This window comes from Nostoc sp. NMS9 (assembly GCF_017114995.1).
In the GTDB taxonomy this organism is placed as follows: Bacteria; Cyanobacteriota; Cyanobacteriia; order Cyanobacteriales; family Nostocaceae; genus Nostoc.
Genome location: NZ_JABXKL010000066.1, coordinates 150,980 through 172,254, shown reverse-complemented (window position 1 = coordinate 172,254; position 21,275 = coordinate 150,980). Strand labels below are relative to the sequence as shown.

The following is a 21,275-nucleotide window of genomic DNA, read 5'->3' as shown; positions in this document are numbered from 1 at the left end:
TCTTACTAATTAGTATTACCAAAGGCTGAAGTTTGCTTTATACACCAGCAATCTGCTTCAAAATCTCTTCAGTAAACCATCCCGTCCGGTTGACAAAGTTACGGGCTGGAGTAGGCATGAGTTCGAGATAGGTTGCTAGGCGAATTGCCTGACCCAAGTGACCTTTTACCTCGTAGCGATCAAAGATTTCTACAGCGCTTTCGTGCAGTCCCAGTTTCATCAACGTACCCCGCAAATTTACCGTTGCAGGGATAAGAGATTTTCCGGCAATCAGCGCCTTGATATTGTGAGCGATCGCCGCTCCTTGTTGATAGGCAACCTGAGCGGTAGCAGGCTGGGAATTCAACGGATCGATGGCACAATCTCCCGCTGCAAATACTTCTGGAAATTCTGGCAGTTGTAGAGTCGGTTTAACTAGGAGGCGATTGTGTTCATCCCGGTTTTCAGCCGGAATCGGGAGCGAGTCAATCACGGGATTTGTAGCATTTCCAGTTGTCCATATCACCGTAGCGGCGCCTAATCTCCACCGTTGCCCATTGCGCTCAAACTCTACGGTTCCCGGATGCACCGCTTTGACCTCAGATCCTAGCAATATATTGACAGAGGCAGTTCGCTCTTGCAGCGCCGACTGTGCAGTTTCACGGAGGCGATCGCTTGCAGACTCTTTGAGAATCTCAGAACCACGCTGCAAAATCACAATCTGAATGTCCTGTCGGTTCCCGCCTAAAGGGATGTACCAAGTTGGCAGTAAATCCGCTAGCGTTGCTGCCATTTCCACCCCAGATGCACCACCACCCACAATCGCAACAGTCAGCAAAGCACGGTGTTCCTCTATATCTTCGGTTTGGGTTGCCAACTGCAAGCGGTTTCGTAAGTGGTGTCCTAACGCAAACGTATCATAGGCGGTACGGAATGATAGCGTATGTTCTTTTGCCCCAGGTATAGCAAGGTAGCTTGTAGTGCTGCCCAATGCCAATACCAAATGACTGTAGGAATATTTTAAGCCAGAGTCGAGCTTGACCTGCTTTTGATCCAGGTCGATCGCTTCTACTGTACCAAACACAAAGGTAATACCACTGTTGTGCAGCAATGCATCGTAGCGGGGACAGATTAACTCTAGCTTGACTTCGCTACTGAGCAGTTCATACAGCAGTGGCTTAAAAACGAAGCACCACGATTGGTCAATTAAAATAATCGGGCCGGAATGTAAATCTCTAAGATGGAGTGCTGCGAACAATCCTGCAAAACCACCCCCTAGAATCACAATCGGCAGATTATCATTTGTTTCTGTTTCATGAATCTGTGCTGGCGATCGCATTTGTACTCTCCTTGATTTTTGTTTCGGCTGAGTTAGTCTTAACAGACGAAACTGTTTAGTCTTGTTTAAAAGTAATGATAAACAAAACAGTTTCGTCTTGTCAAGGAGGTATAATAGAAATCAGTCAATAGTGTTAGTGGATGCCCAGCAAAGCGGGAAATTGAGTGATGAGTAACGTTAAGAGTGTTGAGCGGGAGTTATCGCCCGAAAAAACTGAAGCAATTCTGCGTGGAGCGATGCAGGAGTTTATGGAGCATGGCTATGCAGGAGCCAGGATCGATAAAATTGTGGCAGCCGCAGGGGTTTCTAAAGCCACAGTTTACCGACGCTTTGCCGATAAGGAGACATTGTTTACCGCCCTAATCCAACGAATGGCAGAGAAAGTAAACTTTTTTGAGCAACAAGACTTTCCCTCATCCCATGAAGAACCCGTTGTATTCTTGAAACGTCATGCTACTAAAATGCTTAACTGTGCTGCTGAAAACCCGCAAGATATAGCACTTTTCCGAATTGTCATTGGTGAATCAGGTCGCTTTCCAGAATTAGGACGCGCTTTTCTCCAAAATGTTGAGAAACCAAATCTTGACTTTATCACCCAATACTTTGCTACTCATCCTAAACTTCAGCTTGCCGACCCAGAAGTTGCAGCCCGAACCTTTATCGGAACGCTCCTCCATATTGTGACTACGCGAAATCTGCTGCATGGTGGAGATATTATACCAATAGAGGGCGATCGCCTCATTGATGGCTTGCTTTCACTGATTATTCATCCAAGCAAGAGCGTGAGATTATGACTCCGGCAAAAAATCAGAGTTGAGGACTTGCTCTAGTGTAAGGGAGATTTTTCAGGAAAAATAGCCACAGCCAATTCAGTTTCATCAGCAGCTAACAGCCTAGCATGGTCATAACACTGCCCGAAAACCTCATCAAAATAAGGTTTAAGGCTAGGACTTTCTTCTAGAGCTTGTCTGAGGCGTTTGCGATGCTCCCGAATTGTTGCTCGCCAACTACCAGAGCGCTTCTCGGCTTGATACTTATACTTTAATAGATGCATTAGCACCATTTCCAAATTGCTTCTGAGTGCTTTCTTTTCACTCCTACCTATTGTTTCAATTTCTTCAATCAGGTTGTCTAAGTCCAGTTGTGTGAAATTCTTTTGCTTGAGCAGTTCTGCTGTGGTTTGAATCCACAGGTAAAAGTCTTGCTCATACAAATCTGAACCAGATGTGATTGGAGATTGAGGTAGTTGGGCAGTCACGTCGCTTCGCTCCGAATTCAAAATTCAAAATTCAAAATTAATGATTCCCATAAACAAATTTACTTGTTCTGTATCATGAGTCTGTTTCGGTCATCAGCATTTTTAGTTAGCGCCGACTAAACCTTATGGTAGCCCATTCTCAATCACTGTTTGGTCATTTGATAGAGTATTGCGTTAAAATAAGCGATCGCTATCCTAGTTAAGTAATGCCCGGAAATTCCCGGAGGTGTGATTGACCAAGTTTATTTTGAAAATTCTGTGGTTAGACGAGAACGTTGCTCTAGCAGTCGATCAAGTTGTAGGCAAAGGCACCAGTCCTTTGACTAAGTACTTTTTTTGGCCCAGAAATGACGCCTGGGAAGAGTTAAAAAAGGAATTAGAGTCCAAACATTGGATTACTGACCTGGATCGTGTTGAGTTGCTTAACAAAGCGACAGAAGTGATTAACTACTGGCAAGAGGAAGGTAGAAACCGTCCAATGGCAGAAGCTCAGTTGAAATTTCCAGAAGTTGCCTTTACAGGTAGCGCTTGATATTACAAAATTAGCTATTGTCCTGTTCTACAAGCTGCCACAGTTTGATAGTCTTGTCCCGGCTGCCGCTTGCAATTAATTGTGTAACTTTGCTCACAGCAACAGCAGATACTGAGTCTACATGACCAGAGAGAGTAGCAATCTCTTCTGCTGTGCTTACCCTCCAAAGTTTAACTGTTTTGTCGCAACTTGCGCTTAGGAGCGTTTCACCATCGGCACTAAAAGCCACAGCTACCACAGACCAAGAATGGCCTACAAATGTGCAAATTAGCTGACCAGTGTTTACCTCCCACAATTTAATAGTGTTATCATCACTACCCGTCGCCAAAATTTTCCCATTGGGACTAAAAGCGACTGTCAAAACCGCCCATGCATGACCCGAAAGGGTGCTTAACAAGCTATAGCATGGGCGGTTTTGAAATTCTCTCTGGGAACCTTCTAATACAGGTATCTGCCACAAGCGAATTGTTCTGTCATAACTAGCGCTGGCTAAAAGCTGTCCTTGGGGACTAAATGCTACTGAATTTACCTGTAATTGGTGTCCAGTTATGGTACAAATTTCTGTGCCAGTATTTACATCCCAAAGTTTGACTGTTTTATCCCAGCTACCACTAGCGAGAATCTGCCCATCTGGACTGAAAGCAACTGATTTTACTGCGTGTGAGTGTCCTAATAGGATGCAGATTTCCTTTAATGTCTCAACCTCCCACAATTTGATAGTTTTATCATCGCTAGCAGTTGCCAGAATTTTCCCATCAGGACTGAAGGCAACTGATTTTACTGCGTGTGAGTGTCCTGATAAGCTAGCTAGGACTTTTTGGGTATTTAAATCCCACAACTTGATGTTTTTATCATCACTACCACTGGCTAAAGTGTAACCGTCAGGACTAATGGCAAGGGCATTCACACTACTCAATGTTCCAGAATGCTCAGTTAGGGTATCCAAGCATCGCCAAGGAGGATTTGGTAATTTCAAATTTTGAGTTTTAGATTCCATACCCATTGCTTGCATAACTTTATCAGCCGATTGAAAGCGACGGTTAACAGAATTTTGCAGCAGCTTGTCGAGAATTTGCTCCAAGCGTAGACTCTTTGAGTCTTGTCGCCAGACATCGCTTACCTTAGTAGTAAGATATTGTTGCCAAACCCAGCAATCATTTGCAATATCAAATAAATCAAAGGGAGAAATCTGGGTAAGTAAGTAAATGCAAGTTACACCCAAGCTATATAAATCACTAGCAAAAACGGCTTTTCCCTTCGTCTGCTCTGGTGCAGCGTATTCTGGACTGCCGATACTGGTTTCAAATGTTAGCCGATCGATTTCTGTGAAGATTTTCGCAGTGGAAAAATCGACTATGACGAAATCCCCCTTCTTGGTAATTGGGGATCTACGGATGATATTTTGGGGTTTAATATCGCGGTGAATGATGTTGCGATCACTAATAAACTGAAAAACTGGCAATAAATCTTCTAAAAGTTGCCAAATCTGAGTTTCATTAAAAGCGCCTTCTTCTTCAACCACCTGAGCTAAATTAGTGCCTGCAATAAACTCCTGCACTAAATAAAAATGTCCCTTCTGCTGAAAATAATTTAATAACGTGGGAATTTGGGGATGCTTTCCTAATTCCTCTAGCTTTTGCGCCTTTTGCTGAAAATTTTTAAATGTTTCATCTTCCAGCAATAATTCTTGAACAACGCAAGGAACTGGCGGAAACTCACCTTCATCTACAGCGAGGAAGGTTTTACAGAATCCCCCTTTACTAATCTGCTTGAGTAAACGATAACGTTCTTGTAAAAGCAAAATTTCTTTGCCTACACAGCATCTACAATAAAATATAACTGTTTTTAGTTACTTAGAACTCGGAACTGTTTACGATCAAGTATAAAAATTGCTAAAAAATACTAGTAAAAATAGCTTGTTATCAAGATGCAGAAGTTCTTAGGTCTAACCATTTGCTTATCTGCTATTATCTCATTTGTGCCTACAGTAGCCTTTAGCCTTCCGCTCTCAGGAAACCAGACATTAAACAATTTAGCTGAAAAAGCTAAGTTAGAGGTTTCTAAGACTACAGGTATCGCGGCTGAACACCTCAGTGTAGTTAACAAAGCAACTCTAGCTGATACTGGAATCATGCGGTTTAAGCTAATAGATACCCAAGGCAATATCTATGGTGTATCCCTTGATGCTGCTGGCAATCAAATTAGTCAGGAAGTGTTAGAGCAGGCTATTCAAGCAATCAACAATAAAGGCTTCGTTGGCAAATTGGAAACCGAATTAGCTAACCGCATTAGTCAAGGAAGCAATAGCCCTATCAGAGTCATTTTTCATCTAAAAGAAGAAACAGTTCAGCCTTATCGAGGATCGAACCGCACTGAGCATCAAAATCACTTAAATACTCTTAAATCTCACTATGAGGCAATTCAGCAACCTCTTGTAAACCAACTTAAGGAAAGTAACCAGCGGGTCATTTATCAGTCTCTTTATACACCAATTGTGGTGGCGGAAGTCACCCCTTTGTTAATCCAAACGATAGCTGCTCGTTCTGATGTAGAGCGAATCTATCTTGAGCGACGGACAATTAGAAGGTAAAACGATTGAATTTTAGTTTGGGAGAAGAGGCTGAACGTGGCTCGTTGCAACTATTTCCTCCCTTGCCTCCTCTGCTTATCCAAACCGTATTGGGGGCGCACATATCTCATTGGTATCAACTTAAGCTGAAAGCTATATCAGGTAGGTGTTTTACACATCACCTCACGCCCTCATCCCCTAACCCCTTCTCTCAAGGGAGAAGGGGAATTAAATCTCAGGCTCCCCTCTCCCTGGGGAGAGGGGCTGGGGGTGAGGGTAAAACGTTATCACCAAGCGGGTTTCACGTTAAGTTGACACGTATGCACATATCTACGCCCCTACCAGATGTTGCCAATGTTACTTATCTACAGGAAAATTCACAACTATAGGTGGATAACCGTTTTCTGAGGTTGGTTGTGCTTGGGTAACTATCGGTTGTGGATGCAAAGGTGTTGGTGTCAATTCACCCTTACCAGTTTGATTCCATAAAATCATCGATAGTAGCCCATCCACTAAGCCGTTATTGCTGCCATTGCTGCCAACTAAGACATCTGGAATCAAGCGGACATTGCGATCGCCGATAATCTGCATCAGTTGCATTGCTGTATAACCTTGTGGCCCCAAGGCTTCCACACCAGCGCGGTAGGTTTCAGCTTTGGCGTTACCTGTGGCCCGAATACCTTCTGCTTCAGCAATTGTCCGGAGTTTTGTCCCCTCAGCTTCACCGTTCGCCTCTTTGATTTGGGCTTGGGCTTTTAGGTCAGCAATATGTACACTCTGCTCCGATTTCACCATTTCTTGCTGGATATTAGCCAGTGCCGTTTCCCGGACAAGTTGCTGCCGTTGGGTTTGCGCCATCTGCTGGACTTCATAAGTCTTGCGTTCTTCTTCAGCAATTTTCCGGTCTGTCTGTGTCTGCATTAACGACGCTGGTGGCTGAATATCACCAATGAGGGTGTCGATCGCTTGCACGTCATAAGCCCGTAATGCTGTTTTAATATACTCAGCAGCCTCAGCTTGCCGTTCACTCCGAGCAGTCAGAAAGTCTAGTACAGTATAGTCTTGGGCTGAGTTGCGGAAATAATTTCCGATGGTCGGTTCTAATACATGGTCTACCAGATTTTGCATTGCACCAACGCGAGAAATTACCTTCGGGGCATCCAAAGCACCCACATGGATAATTTGTGCTACTTCCAAATCAAAGGCAAACCCATCACGCGATCGCACTGTCAAGGAAGCTAGTTGAGCATCATAGCTGTGGCGTTCGGTACGGTCTGACCAATTTAATACAATGTTGGTCGTTGGCACCAGTTCCATCTTCATAATCCGGGAATTAATTGGGTGCTTGCCAGGATACAGCGGTTCGATCCATACGCCCTTATGTCCAGGATTAACCAAGTTACCGTGGGTGAAAGCTGCACCACTGACATCTTGATGTGCTTTACCCACGAAAGAAATCACCACACCCACATACCCAATGGGAATTTCCGTCATTGGTACTTGCTCAACTTGGACAAACCAAGGATTCAAGTTCCAAGAACCAGAAAGCAATATCTGTTCTTGTAAACCTCGCCGCCCACCGCCATTAATAAATTTCTGACCATTTTGGAAGTTGTCGTGTCCGTCAATTATCGCGCCTGCGAGTTCACCTGCGGAAATTGGCACGCCATCTAAAGTAGTGACGATGCCAACTTTGTCAGATGCCAGACTATACACTCGCAACTGTTCTGGAGTCATGCCATGAGCGCTGGAATTTGCTGCCATGATGACTTTAAACAGGGCAGTATTAATCCGGTACGTACCAGCCGTAAGAAAACCCATTTGCCGCCCTTTTTCCCCACCTTGGGCGAGGAATTTTCGAGCATCTTGGAAGTTGTCACAACTGACAATTTTACCCAAAATCCGCTCTGGTGGGTTGGATGCTCCATCTGCCGCCACAATCAAAGCGATTTCCCCTTGGGGAACAACAATTACCGGTTCTTTCTTTACAGAATACTGCCAAGGCCAATAGCCCCAGTGCCAACCAGGAGCTAAAGTATCTGCCTGCAAGCCAGCTTCGCCGTTGAGGGCTATCAGACTGCCGGCGGGGAGTCCGCGCCCAGAAAGGGTAAATTTTCTAACTACAATACCGACTTCACGTTCGCCAATTACTACAAGTCCACCAAAGAATAGGGGCACAAATATAACTAAACCGCCAACAAGTAGAATGGGAACCAGTACAACAGGGTCAATTCCAGCAGCTTGATATTGAGTCCTGCTAGTTTGTAACTGAGCAATATTTGGTGTGGTCTGATTTAGCTGGACTGATGCAGTAGTTGTTTTTACAGAAGTCGCATTGGCAGGGTGAATACTTACAGCAATCGTCATTCGCGTAGCGTCTCGTAGAGAAGACGTTGGCGCAGCCATTGCTAAGGTTGCTACGACAGATGCTGCAAAGCTAGCTACCTTATTTTGTTTACGAGTACCAAGTAAAGATGAAAACCTTTTCATAATCTGTGCCCATCTGGGCAACTAATTAGCTAAGTTAACACTTCACTAAGGCTAGCCTCTATTTCTTAAACTTGACGTAATTTTTTTAAATTTAATAAATAATTTGTAGGTTGGGTAATGTCCAACCTACAAAGTTGAAATAGAAAGTTAAATTAGACCGAACCGCCAGCAGCTTGAAACCGAGCGCGGGCGCGTTTGAAGGCTTGGTTTGCCTGAATTTGGGCTTGGCGATCGTCTGCTGACACTTGACTTAGACGTGCTTCTGCTTGGTTGTAAGCAGTACGAGCTTCATCAAGGTTAATTTTGTCACCACGTTCAGCGCCGTTAACCAGAATTGTCACTTCATTTTCTTCGACTTCGGCAAAGCCACCCAAAAGAGCGATCGCTTCCCAATTCTGATTTTTAGCGCCACGAACTCGCATGACACCAGTATCTAGAGCAGTCAAAAGTGGTGCGTGTCCAGTTAGGATACCTAGTTGACCAGTAGTGCTAGGCAAAACGACTTCTTCAGCTGGAGCATCCCAGACTGTTTTATCTGGGGAAATTACACGAACGGTTAATGTCATTTGTCTTTTGTCCTTTGTCCTTCGTCCTTTGTCCTACCCTGCGGGTTCGCCTTTGGCGTTCTCGTAGAGTAGCCGCTGGCGCGTCTATGTCATTTGTCCTTTGTAATTGCCATTAGTCATTAGTAGTTGAACTAATGACTAATGACTAATGACCAATGACCAATGACTAATGACTAACCTTTGATTTTTTCAGCTTTGGCGATCGCTTCGTTAATATCGCCAACCAAGTAGAAAGCCTGTTCTGGTAGAGCATCTAACTCACCAGACAGAATCTTTTGGAACCCTTTGATGGTGTCTTCCAACTTCACGTACTTACCAGGAGAACCGGTGAATACTTCTGCCACAAAGAACGGCTGAGACAAGAAACGCTCAACTTTCCGCGCCCGCGCGACGATCAGACGGTCTTCTTCAGACAATTCATCTAGACCGAGAATGGCGATAATGTCTTGGAGTTCTTTATAACGTTGCAGAGTTGATTGCACCGCACGGGCAGTATTGTAGTGTTCGTCACCGACAATATTGGGCTGGAGCATGGTGGAAGTTGAACCAAGGGGGTCAACTGCGGGGTAAATTCCCTTAGCTGCCAAACCCCGAGACAGTACTGTGGTTCCGTCCAAGTGGGCGAAGGTGGTAGCAGGTGCGGGGTCGGTGAGGTCATCCGCAGGTACGTACACTGCCTGAATGGAGGTAATGGAACCCTCGGTAGTCGAGGTAATCCGCTCTTGCAGTTCACCTACATCGGTTCCCAATGTGGGCTGATATCCTACCGCTGAAGGCATCCGACCTAGTAGCGCGGATACTTCCGAACCTGCTTGTACAAACCGGAAAATGTTATCAATAAACAGCAGCACATCCTGCTTGTTTACATCCCGGAAGTATTCTGCTACTGTCAATCCCGATAGACCAACCCGCATTCTGGCTCCGGGTGGCTCGTTCATTTGACCGTAAACTAGAGCAATTTTTGATTCGTTGAGGTTGTCTTTGTTGATTACCCCAGACTCAATCATTTCGTTGTAGAGGTCATTGCCTTCACGGGTGCGTTCACCCACGCCAGCAAATACGGATACTCCACCATGCTGGGTAGCGATGTTGTTGATCAATTCCATCATAATGACGGTCTTACCAACACCAGCACCACCGAACAGACCAATCTTACCGCCGCGTCGATAGGGAGTCAGAAGGTCAACAACTTTAATCCCAGTCTCAAACACGGAAGGCTTGGTTTCCAGGTCAGTGAATTTGGGAGCAGAGCGGTGGATGGGTAAACTTGCCTCAGCATTTACAGGGCCCCTGTTATCCACAGGTTCGCCAAGGACGTTGAAAATTCGACCCAAAGTGGCTTTACCAACTGGTACGTTGATAGGAGCGCCTGTATCGGACACTTCAAAACCGCGGACTAAGCCTTCGGTGGAACTCATCGCAACAGTCCGCACCTGGTTGTCGCCCAGCAGTTGCTGTACTTCAACGGTGATGTTGATTTCCTGTCCAGCTTCGTTGGTGCCAACGATTTTCAAAGCGTTGTAGATTTGTGGCAATTTCCCGCCGGGAAATTTAACGTCTACAACTGGGCCAATGATTTGGGTAATGTAACCAATGTTTGTTTTTTCTGCGGTTGTTACCATGCTGCGCCTAATGAGTGAAGCTAGATTTCAGATAAGGTCGGAGAAGACATAAGAATAAGAAATGTCACCTTTCACTCTAGCATCGGACGGGGACATAACTCTCTTAGTAATTCCTTAAAAAGGAGTTTGGCGGTTGTGGTTGTAGTCCTCATCTTGACCAGATTGACAGAATATGCTCAAGTTTATCCTAATCTCATTTTTCAGATGCGATCGCCCTGATTTTTATGTACTGTAGCAAAAAATACCATTATTTTAAATTCTCTAAATATTTACACTTGCAAGCAAAAAGCTAGATATTTTGATATCTAACTTTGGTCTTAGAAATAATGCATATTTGTATTACGTCATGTGCTTTGCGTGGTTACAGCCCATAGAAGACATCACCAACGCAGCATTTACTAAAAGTTAGTTAGTAATAGATATATATCAAGCTATCCATAAACTACATTTCCAAAACTTCTGAATATCCATAAGATAAAGATAGATACAAAAACAGTTTTTAGCCAAGCCGCGATGCCTGAATTGGGCGTACCTGCGGCTTCATCCTCGCACCTCCACCGAGCAACAGCTTATGAATTTCTCGTCAGCACGACAATATTTTTATCAGGAGATTCAGCAGCCTGACGAGCACATTGACCTAGCAAAGGCAGCTTTGTACATTGCCCAAGAAGAATATCCCAACCTAGATCCAGAGGAATATCTCAACACCCTTGATACAATGGCATGGGAGCTTCAAGAACGCCTACCTTCTTCACGATATCCTTTGCGGATAGTTCAAACTATTAATCAGTATCTCTACGAAGATTTAAAATTTTCTGGTAATAAAATTTACTATTACGACCCACGCAACAGCTTTTTCAATGATGTAATCGCTCGCCGATTGGGGATTCCCATTACCTTAGCGCTGGTTTACCTGGAAGTTGCTCGACGGATTGATTTTCCGATGGTGGGTATAGGGATGCCGGGACATTTCCTGATCCGCCCAGATATTCCCGATATAGAGATTTTTGTGGATGCTTTCAATGGCGGTGAAATAATATTTGCCCAAGATTGCGAGGAACGGCTGTCTCAACTTTATCAGCAACCTGTGACGCTACAACCAGAATTTTTAGCTGTAGTTAGTAATCGGCAATTTTTGGCCCGGATGTTGACAAATTTAAAATTTATTTACCTCAAACAGCAAGAGTTAGAAAAAACGTTGGCAGCAGTTGAACGAATTTTGTTGCTGTTTCCTGGTTTAACTTTAGAATTGCGCGATCGCGGTTTGATCTACTATCAACTCGGTTACTACCCCCAAGCCGTAGACGACTTACAAAATTATTTAGCAAAAGTTCCTGAAGCCGAGGATGCATCTATGATTCGGCGGCTACTTACCGAATTGGGTAGGGAGTAGGGAGTGGGGAGTGGGAGGATAAGGGGACAAGGAGAATAACCATGCCCAATGCCCAATGCCCAATGCCCAATGCCCAATGCCCAATGCCCAATTACGAATTATTTTGTTCTTCTGCGACTCGTTTGAGGCGACGTAGCTGGGCTTGCATATCTTCTTTTGTCCAAGATGCAGCAAAAGTGTTGAAGCCCCAACTAATTAAGGGGTTAGGGATATTGTACTCAAAGCAGTTGAGTAGAAGCGTTCCCTTTTCTGTGGGTTGACATTCCCAGCGATCACGCCCTTGAAAAAATCCCTGAAATTCCCAAACTACTAAACCCGGTTGTCGTTCTACAACTACGCTATTCAAGGTGGGTTTTAGTAGAGGAATTTGAATAATAAAACGACTTTTACTGCCGACATCGGTACTCCAAGCTTCGCCCACAGGTTCGCAACGGAGAACGGGGTTGAGCCAACGGTGCATGAGAGCTAAATCGCTAATACAGCGCTCCACCACCGTAGCTGTAGCATTAATTTGAATCGATTGTTCCAAAACTTGGGACATTCCACATCTTTGATGCTGTTGCTGCAATTAGAGTAACGCAAAATTCAGCAAAGTGGGACATGGGGGAGCAGGGGGGCAGGGAAGAAATCAATTCAAAATTCGAAATTAAAGAACTTCTGCCTTCTGCCTCCTCTTTCCCATACCCAATGCCCGTATATTAAATCAAATATGAGTAAATATGTATGTTTTTACTGGTAAATTGATAGGCAAAACACTGACTCAGTGTTTGGGGCGAATACTTAAGCATAATTCCCGAAAACCATGAACACAACTTGGCAAGAAATAACCCAGGTGATGTCTACGACGGGCTACGCCTACGGGGTTGGTTTATCCTCAAGGGTGCAGCAATTTTTGGCACAATCATCGCCCAGCCTGCAACCAATACAACCAGCAGTGAATCAAGGAATCGCTGATGTGCAAGGTATTGTTCAACAGTTGATTCTGTTTACGCCTCGTCTTTTAGGGGCGGTAGCAATCTTACTAGTAGGTTGGCTCATTGCAGCGATCGCAGCGGCACTGACGCAAGGAATCCTCAAGCGCACAAACATAGATAACCGCATTGCCGCTGGGGTAACGGGTCGTCAAGATGTTCCCCAAGTGGAGAAATTAATCTCCAGCTTGGTCTTTTGGAGCATTATCCTGTTAACTGCGGTAGCTGTTTTACAGACGTTGGATCTGGAAATAGCCTCTCAACCCCTCAATAATTTCCTCAATCAACTTATTGGCTTTTTGCCAAAGTTGGTTGGTGCAGGAATCCTTTTGGCAACAGCCTGGTTTTTGGCGACCATTGTGAAGATTATCACTGTGCGCTCGTTACAGGCATTTAACCTAGATGAGCGTTTGAATCCAGAACCAGAAGACAGAGCACCCAGCCTGAATCAGCTGTCTTTGAGTGAGACGATAGGCAATGCTCTGTATTGGTTTATATTTTTACTGTTTCTCGCCCCAGTTTTAGATACTCTCGGACTCAGGCAGGCTCTACAACCAGTACAAGCTCTAATTACAGAAGTTCTGCTAATTCTGCCGAACATTTTAGCGGCGATCTTGATTGCTGTAGTTGGCTGGTTCATCGCTAATGTAGTCCGGCGGATTGTGACGAACTTGCTGGCGACAACTGGTCTTGACCATTTAGGTAGTCGGTTGGGATTATCTGCAAGTGCGGGGGTGCAACCTCTATCGAGTATTATCGGCACAATTGTCTATGTTTTGATTTTGATTCCTGTAGCGATCGCAGCACTCAATGCCTTGCGAATTGATGCGATATCAATACCCGCGATCGCCATGCTGCAACAGGTTCTCAACGCCATACCTGCCATCTTTACAGCCGTGGCAATTTTGATTGTTGCCTATTTCGTCGGGCGGTTTATTGCGGACTTGGTTACAAGTATCCTCACCAATTTAGGGTTTAATAACATTTTCACTATTTTGGGTCTGACAACACCCAGCAGACGAATCGTCATTTCCACAGAACCAACAGTTGAGCCGATTACAACCCGTACTCCATCGGAAATTGTAGGCATTGTTGCCTTAGTGGGGATCATGCTGTTTGCCACAGTGGCGGCGGTGAATATCTTGAATATTCCAGCCTTGACAGCATTAGTGTCTGGGATTGTGATTATATTCGGGCGGATTTTGGCAGGATTGGTGATCTTTGCCATTGGCTTATTCCTGGCAAATCTGGCTTTTAACATCATTACCAGTTCTGGCGAGCGCCAAGCCCAGATTTTGGGACAAGTGGCGCGGATTGCAATTATTGCCTTAGTTTCTGCAATGGCACTGCAACAGATAGGAGTTGCCAGTGATATTGTGAATTTAGCTTTTGGACTTTTACTAGGTGCGATCGCAGTTGCTATTGCCCTAGCTTTTGGTCTTGGAGGGCGCGATATTGCACGAGAGCAAGTTCAAGAATGGCTAAACTCTTTCAAAGGTAGAAACTAAAAATTGATGAAGGCGCAATTTCGTCTGTAAATCTATCTGGAAAAGTGCAGCCATAAGCATCAATAGTGCAGAAAATCTATCGGCAATTTTGCTTAAGAGGTTGAAAGTTAGAGCTTAGAAACTCGGAGTTTGAGTGTAGAATTTGACGTTTCGAGTTCTAAAGCTCAAATTCCGAGTTCTGAAGCTCAAGTTTCGAGTAAAAAGGTCGAAGTTCCGAGTAAAAAGGTCGAAGTTCCGAGTAAAAAGGTCGAAGTTTCGAGTAAAAAGGTCGAAGTTCCGAGTTCAAAGGTTGAACTTCCGAGTAAAAAGGTCGAAGTTCGTGGGTTAAGAGTCGCGCAATCGAGTATCCACAATATTTTTGTAACTTGAAAAATTAAATTAATAAATTTCAAAAGGTATTTTTAGTGCCGTTAACTGCGATCGCATTGAATTTCGTGTGGGACGCTTGGGAAGCTGCTTCAGGTCATTATATGGGCTGCGGCTAACTGCTGGGTGACTATCTAACAGGTCATCTAAGCGCTGAATATACTCGTTATCTAGTTGGCTAATGACAAGATTAAATATTTTTTGATTGACAAGATAACGTACCCGACGCACTAATCGGTCTAAAGTATAAAAACCTGGTAATTCATAGTGGTGTTTAATTAATTCACTAATGACAACATTAATTAAGTCGGCAGGGTTATCCATTACGCTGGCTGATTCATATACTCGCACAACAGCTAAGTGTCTGAGTAATTTTGATCAAAGTCACATAATGTTTATTAGGAAGTGACACTTCATGCCTGAACAGATCGTCATTGTTGAATATGATCCCAACTGGCCCTCGCTCTTCTTTAAGCTGAAAACTCCCGTGGCTGAAGTTCTCGGCGACTTAGCTTTAGCTATCGAACATGTTGGCAGCACATCCGTGCCTGGACTTGCTGCCAAGCCAATCATTGATATGGATGTAGTGGTGGCATCGACTGCCTATATTAGAGCTACTACCCTTGCGCTCGCCACCCTTGGATATGTGCATGAGGGCGATCTCGGCATCGAAGGGCGCGAAGCCTTTCTCTGTCCATCGAACACACCGCGCCACCACCTCTATGTCTGCCCACGCGATAGCAAGGAACTCCGTCGTCACCTATCGTTTCGTGACTACCTGATCAAACATTCCGATGAAGCGCATAGATATGCACGACTGAAGCTTGAACTTGCGCAGAAGTTCGCGTCGAACCGCCAAGCATACACTGATGCCAAGTCTGAATACATCCAAATGATTACTGAACGGGCGTTGCATGACCTTGGAGCAATCTGAATAACTAGATACCCACCCCATAAGGGATATTAAAGCAAGTGTTTTAATAATTCTTTACAACGTGTCCCATTTGCCACGTATTTCGGCATCCCCCTTGTAAACTTCCAAATAATCAATAAAATCAGGTGCAACCTTTAGAGCTGATTCGTAAAGAAAATTTAAAGAGAAGTGAATCTGGTTTTACTCAGGTTATAGGCTAAATCGAGTGTAGTTATGTAGAGTTGCCGAATTTTTTATAAAATCAATGTATATTAAATTACATAGGCAGGGTAATAATAAATTTTGTCCCCTCACCACGTACTGACAAGCAGTTGACTTGTCCGTTGTGTTTGTCAACAATAATTTGGTAGCTGATCGCTAATCCCAGCCCAGTTCCCTTACCCACGGGCTTGGTTGTGAAAGATTGCTCAAAAATTCGAGATTGCACCTCAGTAAGCATACCGGGGCCGTTATCTTGGATGCAAATTGTGACGGTTTGTTGCTGGGGATTAACCGATGTGGTAATGGTGATGATATTCTCGCAAGCAGCAATCTCTGGATCGGAATTGTTTTGATGGAGTTCATCAAATGCATCAATGGCATTGGCGATGATATTCATGAACACCTGGTTCAGTTGTCCGGGATAGCAACTGATTGGAGGTAACTCACCGTATTGTGTGACAACCTGGATTTTAGTGCGATCGCCATTGCCTTTGAGTCGATGTTTCAACAGCATTAAGGTGCTATCAATTCCTTCGTGAATCTGAAACTCCACCTGAGATGAAATATCTGCGCGAGTAAAAGTTCTCAAAGAGAGACTGATCTCTTTAAGACGGGTAATTCCCTGGTGCATTGATGCCAGTAGTTTCGGTAGATCCTCTGCCAGATACTCCAAGTCGATTTCTTCAAGAAGCTCTTGAATTTCCGAGTCTGACTGCGTTAGCTTTTGCTGTTGCAGGCTCACCAGGCGAAGTAGATTATTTACATGTTCCTCAATATAAGATAAATTTCCGCCAACAAAACCAACCGGATTATTAATCTCATGACCAATACCTGCAACCAACTGCCCTAATGTGGACATTTTCTCACTCTGGATCATTTGTAGTTGGGTTTGCTGTAACTGTTGTAAAGATTGAGTTAATTCTGCGGTGCGTTCTTGCACGCGTTCTTCTAGTGTGCGAGTGAGATGGGAAATTTTTAGGTGTAACTTTAAACGGGCAATGACTTCTTCGTGTTGGAAGGGTTTGGTAATGTAGTCAACTGCACCTATTTCCAATCCCGCCACCTTGTCTGTAGAATCGGATAGGGCAGTCATGAAAATTACTGGAATATTCTGAGTGATCGGATTGTTTTTCAGTCTGCGACAAGTTTCAAATCCATCAATACCTGCCATCATCACATCTAAGAGAATCAGATCGGGATGAGCATATTCTGTTTGTTCAATCGCTGACTCTCCATCTGTTGCCATGAGGGCTTTCCAGCCACACCTCTGAATTGCTTCAGATAGCACCTTGAGATTGTTTGGATTGTCATCCACTAATAGAATATGTATGGGTTTCGAGATAGAAACAGCGATCATGGATGTAACTCCGTTGTGACAAATGATTTGAGTAACTTACGGATTTTTCCGGTTTGGAAATTGGCAGTGAGTTTGCTTAACTCTGTCGCGAAGGGAGTTAGTTGACTATTTTGCTCAATTAGTTCTTTTAACATTCCCTCAATCGCTGAGATATCTCCCATCATTGCCAAATGATAGAGTTGTTGCAAAACATCTTGGGATGGTAGTACCCATTCACTCCCAGTAATCTGCTCACCTTTGGGAGGCGAAGATTCGGTATAAATCCATTCCACTCCCAAGAGCGATCGCAGTCTATTGAGTAGTTCGTCAATCTGGAGAGGTTTGGGTAGGAATGCTGTTGCTCCTGCCTCTAAACTCCGCTGACGATTTGACTCAAAGACGCTGGCACTAGAGACGATAATGGGAATAGAACTGGTTTGTGGATTCGCTTGCAGGTGAACCATTAGCTCAAAACCATCCATGTTGGGCATGGCTAAATCGAGTAGAATCACATCTGGATTGTGTTCAATTGCCACCTGTAGCCCATGTTTGCCATCGGTCGCTTCTAAGGTTCGACAGCCAATTTCTTGCAGCAGACTGGTTAACATAGAACAGTGGTTGCGATCGTCATCGACAATCAGAATCTGAGGCGCACTACCCTGAATCCCAATAATTTTCTGGGGAGTTGGCGCGTAGTCCGTCGTAGACATCGCTCCTCCACGCCAGTCATGAGCGAGTGGTACTGATACTGTCAAATCCAGCCAAAACAGACTTCCTTCGCCCAGGTGACTCTGCACCTGAATTTGGCTCCCCATCAATGCCGCAATTCTTTGGCTAATTGCCAATCCCAAGCCAGTACCTTCAGATCGTTGCCCTGCTTCACCCACTTGCTCAAAGGGCAAAAAGATTTTTTCCAGTTGGTCTGGTGACATCCCAATACCCGTATCTTCAATTTGAAAACGAATCTTGGGCATTGGGCATTGGGGAGCCAGCGCCGTGGGCGGGTTTCCCGACTTGAGGCGACTGGCGTCATCGGGCATTGGGCATTGATTTTCCTTGTGTCCCCAGTCCCCAGTATCCAGTACCTCTACTTTAAAGGTTACGCTACCGCTATCAGTAAATTTGATCGCGTTGCCCAGCAAGTTAATTAACACTTGCCGTAGCCGTTTTTCATCAGCTTCAATGGCAAGTGGTAGGCGATCGCTAATTAAGATATTAAACCCAATCCCTTTCTGTTCAGCCCGGATACCACAAATCTCAGTTACACCATGTAAGAAACTGGGCAGATGCACACTAGTGACAACCAAATCTAATTTCCTCGCTTCTATCTTCGAGAGATCGAGAATGTCATTGATCAGCATCAAAAGATGCGAGCCACATTGGTAGATAATGCTGACTCCTTCTAGGTTTTTAGCTGTCATGTTTGGCGATTCTTCTAGTACCTGGGCAAAACCAAGGATGCCATTAAGAGGTGTGCGTAGTTCGTGGCTCATATTGGCGAGAAACTCACTCTTGGCCTGATTGGCAGCATCAGCAGCTTGCTTTGCCTCAACTAATTCATGAGTTCGTTCTTCGACTTTCGTCTCTAGGGTTTTGGAATAATCCAATAGTTGACTGTTGGCAATTTCCAGTTGGCGATTGGTTTCTTCTAACTTCCGCTGTTTATAGGCATTAGTTGTTGCAATCACACTACCGATAAACGCTGCTAAGGTGGGTGTTACCGGAATTAAAACACCATACAAAAACATTCCATAGCCACCCCATATACAGGCTCCACTGATGCCTACAGTTGCCCAAAGAATTTTGCCGCCGGGAATCCGCAGCTTGCTACTGGATAACAACCAACTACCTGTAGAACCAATAACAGACCACAAAACAATCCAGAGTGATAAAGAAATTCCAGAAACACCGTGTAGACTGGCTTTTCCTGTTTTTGCTCCTCGTACTAGTTGATGAGCAATATTGGCATGAACAACCACACCTGGAGTCGGTTTTTGAGCAGATATCCAAGAAGAGAAGGGTGTGCTGAAGAAATCATTGGTACTGGAAGCAATTGACCCAATAAATACCATGCGATCGCGCATTAAATCTGCCGGAATTTTCCCTGCTAACACATCGCGCATCGCAACTGTCCGAAATGCTGCTTCTGAACCATGCCAATTCAGCAGAATTTGATAGCCTCCTAAATCGGCATCGGTATAACCTGCTTCTTGATTTTGCAGTGGTAGGTAAATTTCCTTACCCAACTGAAACTTTTGCTGTTGGGGGTCAATGCTTTCTAAGCTAATTTTTTCAGCTTCGAGGTACTTTAGGGCTACAAGGGTTGCCAGTCCGGCTTTAATGGTGTTTTTCTCTTTGGTATCTTCAGCTGTCAGGAGGGCACGACGTACAAAGCGATCGCCATCCAACACTAAATCTGCTAATCCTACCCGATCCTGTTTTTTCAATTCTGGTGGGGGATTGACGCGTTCACCAGTAATTTTCTCAACTCCGATTAAATTGGGAGTGTTGCGAAAGACTTGAACAAGTTGCTCGTGTCCGCTTCCTTCCGGTAAATCTCGATAGAGATCCAAGCCAATGGCTCTCGGCTGCTGCGCCCGGATTTTTTCTAGTAATCTTGCCAGTGCCCAGTCTGGAACTGGCCATTTACGTACTGATTGGATATCGCGCTCATCGATTGTGACAATCACAATCTCATCTGCGATCGCTACAGATGATCGCTGACGAACCCATTCGTCACGAATTTTCCATTCCGGTAAATTGAAAAGTCCCAACGATTGCCCAACTATAACTGTCAAGGCAACGCTGGGAGTAATAATCAAAACGCTGCGAGTACGTTGGATAAAAGCCTGGAATCTGCGCCACATATTTGTGCCATACAATGGGGGTTGGGATTAGGAAGGTGGGACGGTCCCCTCTGGTGATAAGGGTTAATTAGGAACTGGGTGGAAGGAAGCAGAGGGGGACAAAGAGAATAATTATTCGTTAACCCAATGCCCTTTAGGAGTGCTGAGTTAGGAAGCTCACTTCTTTACTTAGGAAGGGTTAAACCTAAGTATCCGCTAACGGAACTATTTTGCCCAATGCCCAATGCCCAAATTGGCATTAGTTAGTAGATGCTAACAAGTTCGCTGTTACAATCTCCTTCAAACTCACTGAGGATAGAAGTTCTTCCCATTGTTTGCGGAGAGTTGTATTGTAAGGTTGAGCGGTGTATACCGATGCAAGTGTTGCCACACAGTCATACCAAACACCGTTTTTACCCAAAACACTAGCCCGCTTCAGAGCATCTTGTTCTTGGATTGCTGTTGCCAACTCAGCGCTGGGCTGGATACGCTGAACCCAACCATCGACGTAAGGCGTACTTGGACTGAGTTGCCCATCTACTTTGAGTGCTAAAAACCATTGATAGTTTTTACCAACAGCTAAAGCGGGCGCATTGGCTGGTAATTTGATCGCGATTACCCCAGTTTTCCCTGCAACTGAAATGTTCATCTGATGTTGCATATTGCCAGCTTCATCCTTGAGGCTGAACACTGCTTCTTCGGCATTGGAAGCTGGGAGATACACCAATATTGTGGGACGTTCAGATACTGTTGTGCCATAGAAATTTTGAGGCAAGAGGGCGATTAGCGCTGCTGGTTGCGTTGTACTTATAGTCGATGGATTCAAGTAGTAAGTACCAACGCGAGAAGCACCCGCACTTGCTTGTTGGGGAGCGCCTTTACCAACGGCAGGTGTAAAGAGCTTGCCGCGAGAAGCTCCTCCAGTTGCCTGTCTGGGCGTACCTTTCCCGACGGCAGGTGTAAAGAGGTTGCCACGAGAAGCTCCTCCAGTTGCCTGTCTGGGCGTACCTTTCCCGACAGCAGGGGCAAACATACTACCGCGAGAAGCTCCTCCTGTTGCCTGTCTGGGCGCACCTTTCCCGACAGCAGGTGTAAAGATACTACCGCGAGAAGCTCCTCCTGTTGCTTGTCTGGGAGAGCCACTGTTGGCGGGTGGGGTAAATGTAATAGCATGAGCACTAGTCCATGCACTGCTAGCGATCAGAGTGATGACGCTTAGTGTACTAGCTAAATATCGACGTTTCATGATGTTTTTCCTTATGTCATTGAAATGTGATACAAACAAAATACGTTTCTTTTGACTATGGTCAGAAGCTCAGAGAATAAGTCTAAGTAACAATAAAGTCAGGGAACTTCTACTAGCAG

17 protein-coding genes are annotated in these 21,275 nt (G+C 44.7%); 6 read left to right on the top strand and 11 right to left on the bottom strand.

What is annotated here, in order from left to right:
* Window positions 1-37: 37 nt before the first annotated feature.
* Window positions 38-1,318, bottom strand: coding sequence for an NAD(P)/FAD-dependent oxidoreductase (locus HWQ40_RS19985; protein ID WP_292780818.1), 1,281 nt, complete (start codon window positions 1,316-1,318; stop codon window positions 38-40).
* Between the two features lie 167 nt (window positions 1,319-1,485).
* Here HWQ40_RS19985 and HWQ40_RS19980 point away from each other — a divergent pair, with 167 nt between their 5' ends.
* A complete protein-coding gene (locus tag HWQ40_RS19980) occupies window positions 1,486-2,112 on the top strand; it encodes a TetR/AcrR family transcriptional regulator (RefSeq protein WP_292780815.1) in 627 nt (208 codons plus the stop codon).
* Window positions 2,113-2,144: 32 nt separating this feature from the next.
* Here the strand turns inward: HWQ40_RS19980 and HWQ40_RS19975 are convergent, their stop codons facing one another.
* Entirely contained in the window at window positions 2,145-2,576 is a 432-nt protein-coding gene (locus HWQ40_RS19975; protein ID WP_334985217.1) for a DUF29 domain-containing protein, read from the bottom strand.
* A gap of 232 nt (window positions 2,577-2,808) precedes the next feature.
* Here HWQ40_RS19975 and HWQ40_RS19970 point away from each other — a divergent pair, with 232 nt between their 5' ends.
* The gene (locus HWQ40_RS19970) at window positions 2,809-3,108 is read left to right on the top strand and encodes a 30S ribosomal protein PSRP-3 (RefSeq protein ID WP_094333099.1); all 300 of its coding nucleotides are present in this window, start codon (window positions 2,809-2,811) and stop codon (window positions 3,106-3,108) included.
* Between the two features lie 10 nt (window positions 3,109-3,118).
* Here the strand turns inward: HWQ40_RS19970 and HWQ40_RS19965 are convergent, their stop codons facing one another.
* The gene (locus HWQ40_RS19965; protein WP_292780812.1) at window positions 3,119-4,909 is read right to left on the bottom strand and encodes a serine/threonine-protein kinase; all 1,791 of its coding nucleotides are present in this window, start codon (window positions 4,907-4,909) and stop codon (window positions 3,119-3,121) included.
* A 126-nt stretch (window positions 4,910-5,035) separates the two neighbouring features.
* Here HWQ40_RS19965 and HWQ40_RS19960 point away from each other — a divergent pair, with 126 nt between their 5' ends.
* Window positions 5,036-5,698: a hypothetical protein gene (locus HWQ40_RS19960; RefSeq protein ID WP_292780810.1), complete on the top strand. Its 663-nt coding sequence runs from the start codon at window positions 5,036-5,038 to the stop codon at window positions 5,696-5,698.
* Between the two features lie 336 nt (window positions 5,699-6,034).
* Here the strand turns inward: HWQ40_RS19960 and HWQ40_RS19955 are convergent, their stop codons facing one another.
* From HWQ40_RS19955 to atpD, 3 genes are all read right to left on the bottom strand, one after another.
* Window positions 6,035-8,167 (bottom strand): flotillin family protein, encoded by a 2,133-nt coding sequence (locus HWQ40_RS19955; protein WP_292780808.1) that lies wholly within the window; start codon window positions 8,165-8,167, stop codon window positions 6,035-6,037.
* A gap of 152 nt (window positions 8,168-8,319) precedes the next feature.
* The gene (gene atpC / locus HWQ40_RS19950) at window positions 8,320-8,733 is read right to left on the bottom strand and encodes an ATP synthase F1 subunit epsilon (RefSeq protein ID WP_094348863.1); all 414 of its coding nucleotides are present in this window, start codon (window positions 8,731-8,733) and stop codon (window positions 8,320-8,322) included.
* A gap of 173 nt (window positions 8,734-8,906) precedes the next feature.
* Window positions 8,907-10,355: a F0F1 ATP synthase subunit beta gene (gene atpD / locus HWQ40_RS19945; protein WP_190891177.1), complete on the bottom strand. Its 1,449-nt coding sequence runs from the start codon at window positions 10,353-10,355 to the stop codon at window positions 8,907-8,909.
* Window positions 10,356-10,926: 571 nt separating this feature from the next.
* On the opposite strand from atpD, the gene HWQ40_RS19940 reads away from it, so the two are divergent.
* A complete protein-coding gene (locus tag HWQ40_RS19940) occupies window positions 10,927-11,748 on the top strand; it encodes a SirB1 family protein (protein WP_292780802.1) in 822 nt (273 codons plus the stop codon).
* A gap of 91 nt (window positions 11,749-11,839) precedes the next feature.
* On the opposite strand, the gene HWQ40_RS19935 is transcribed toward HWQ40_RS19940, so the two are convergent.
* A complete protein-coding gene (locus HWQ40_RS19935) occupies window positions 11,840-12,289 on the bottom strand; it encodes an SRPBCC family protein (protein ID WP_292780799.1) in 450 nt (149 codons plus the stop codon).
* 261 nt (window positions 12,290-12,550) lie between these two features.
* On the opposite strand from HWQ40_RS19935, the gene HWQ40_RS19930 reads away from it, so the two are divergent.
* Window positions 12,551-14,227: a mechanosensitive ion channel gene (locus tag HWQ40_RS19930; protein WP_292780796.1), complete on the top strand. Its 1,677-nt coding sequence runs from the start codon at window positions 12,551-12,553 to the stop codon at window positions 14,225-14,227.
* 378 nt (window positions 14,228-14,605) lie between these two features.
* Here HWQ40_RS19930 and HWQ40_RS19925 read toward each other — a convergent pair whose 3' ends face one another.
* Window positions 14,606-14,944 (bottom strand): DUF4158 domain-containing protein, encoded by a 339-nt coding sequence (locus HWQ40_RS19925; RefSeq protein ID WP_292780793.1) that lies wholly within the window; start codon window positions 14,942-14,944, stop codon window positions 14,606-14,608.
* Between the two features lie 64 nt (window positions 14,945-15,008).
* Between HWQ40_RS19925 and HWQ40_RS19920 the strand changes: the two genes are divergently transcribed.
* A complete protein-coding gene (locus HWQ40_RS19920; protein WP_292780791.1) occupies window positions 15,009-15,527 on the top strand; it encodes a GrpB family protein in 519 nt (172 codons plus the stop codon).
* 256 nt (window positions 15,528-15,783) lie between these two features.
* Here HWQ40_RS19920 and HWQ40_RS19915 read toward each other — a convergent pair whose 3' ends face one another.
* The 3 genes from HWQ40_RS19915 to HWQ40_RS19905 form a co-directional block, all read right to left on the bottom strand.
* Window positions 15,784-17,085 carry a response regulator gene (locus tag HWQ40_RS19915; protein WP_292780789.1) on the bottom strand — a complete coding sequence of 434 codons (1,302 nt, stop codon included), beginning with the start codon at window positions 17,083-17,085 and terminating at the stop codon, window positions 15,784-15,786.
* Window positions 17,082-19,931: a CHASE2 domain-containing protein gene (locus tag HWQ40_RS19910; RefSeq protein WP_292780786.1), complete on the bottom strand. Its 2,850-nt coding sequence runs from the start codon at window positions 19,929-19,931 to the stop codon at window positions 17,082-17,084. The genes HWQ40_RS19915 and HWQ40_RS19910 overlap by 4 nt, the downstream gene beginning before the upstream one ends.
* Before the next feature lie 238 nt (window positions 19,932-20,169).
* A complete protein-coding gene (locus HWQ40_RS19905) occupies window positions 20,170-21,156 on the bottom strand; it encodes a DUF928 domain-containing protein (protein WP_292780783.1) in 987 nt (328 codons plus the stop codon).
* Window positions 21,157-21,275: the final 119 nt, after the last annotated feature.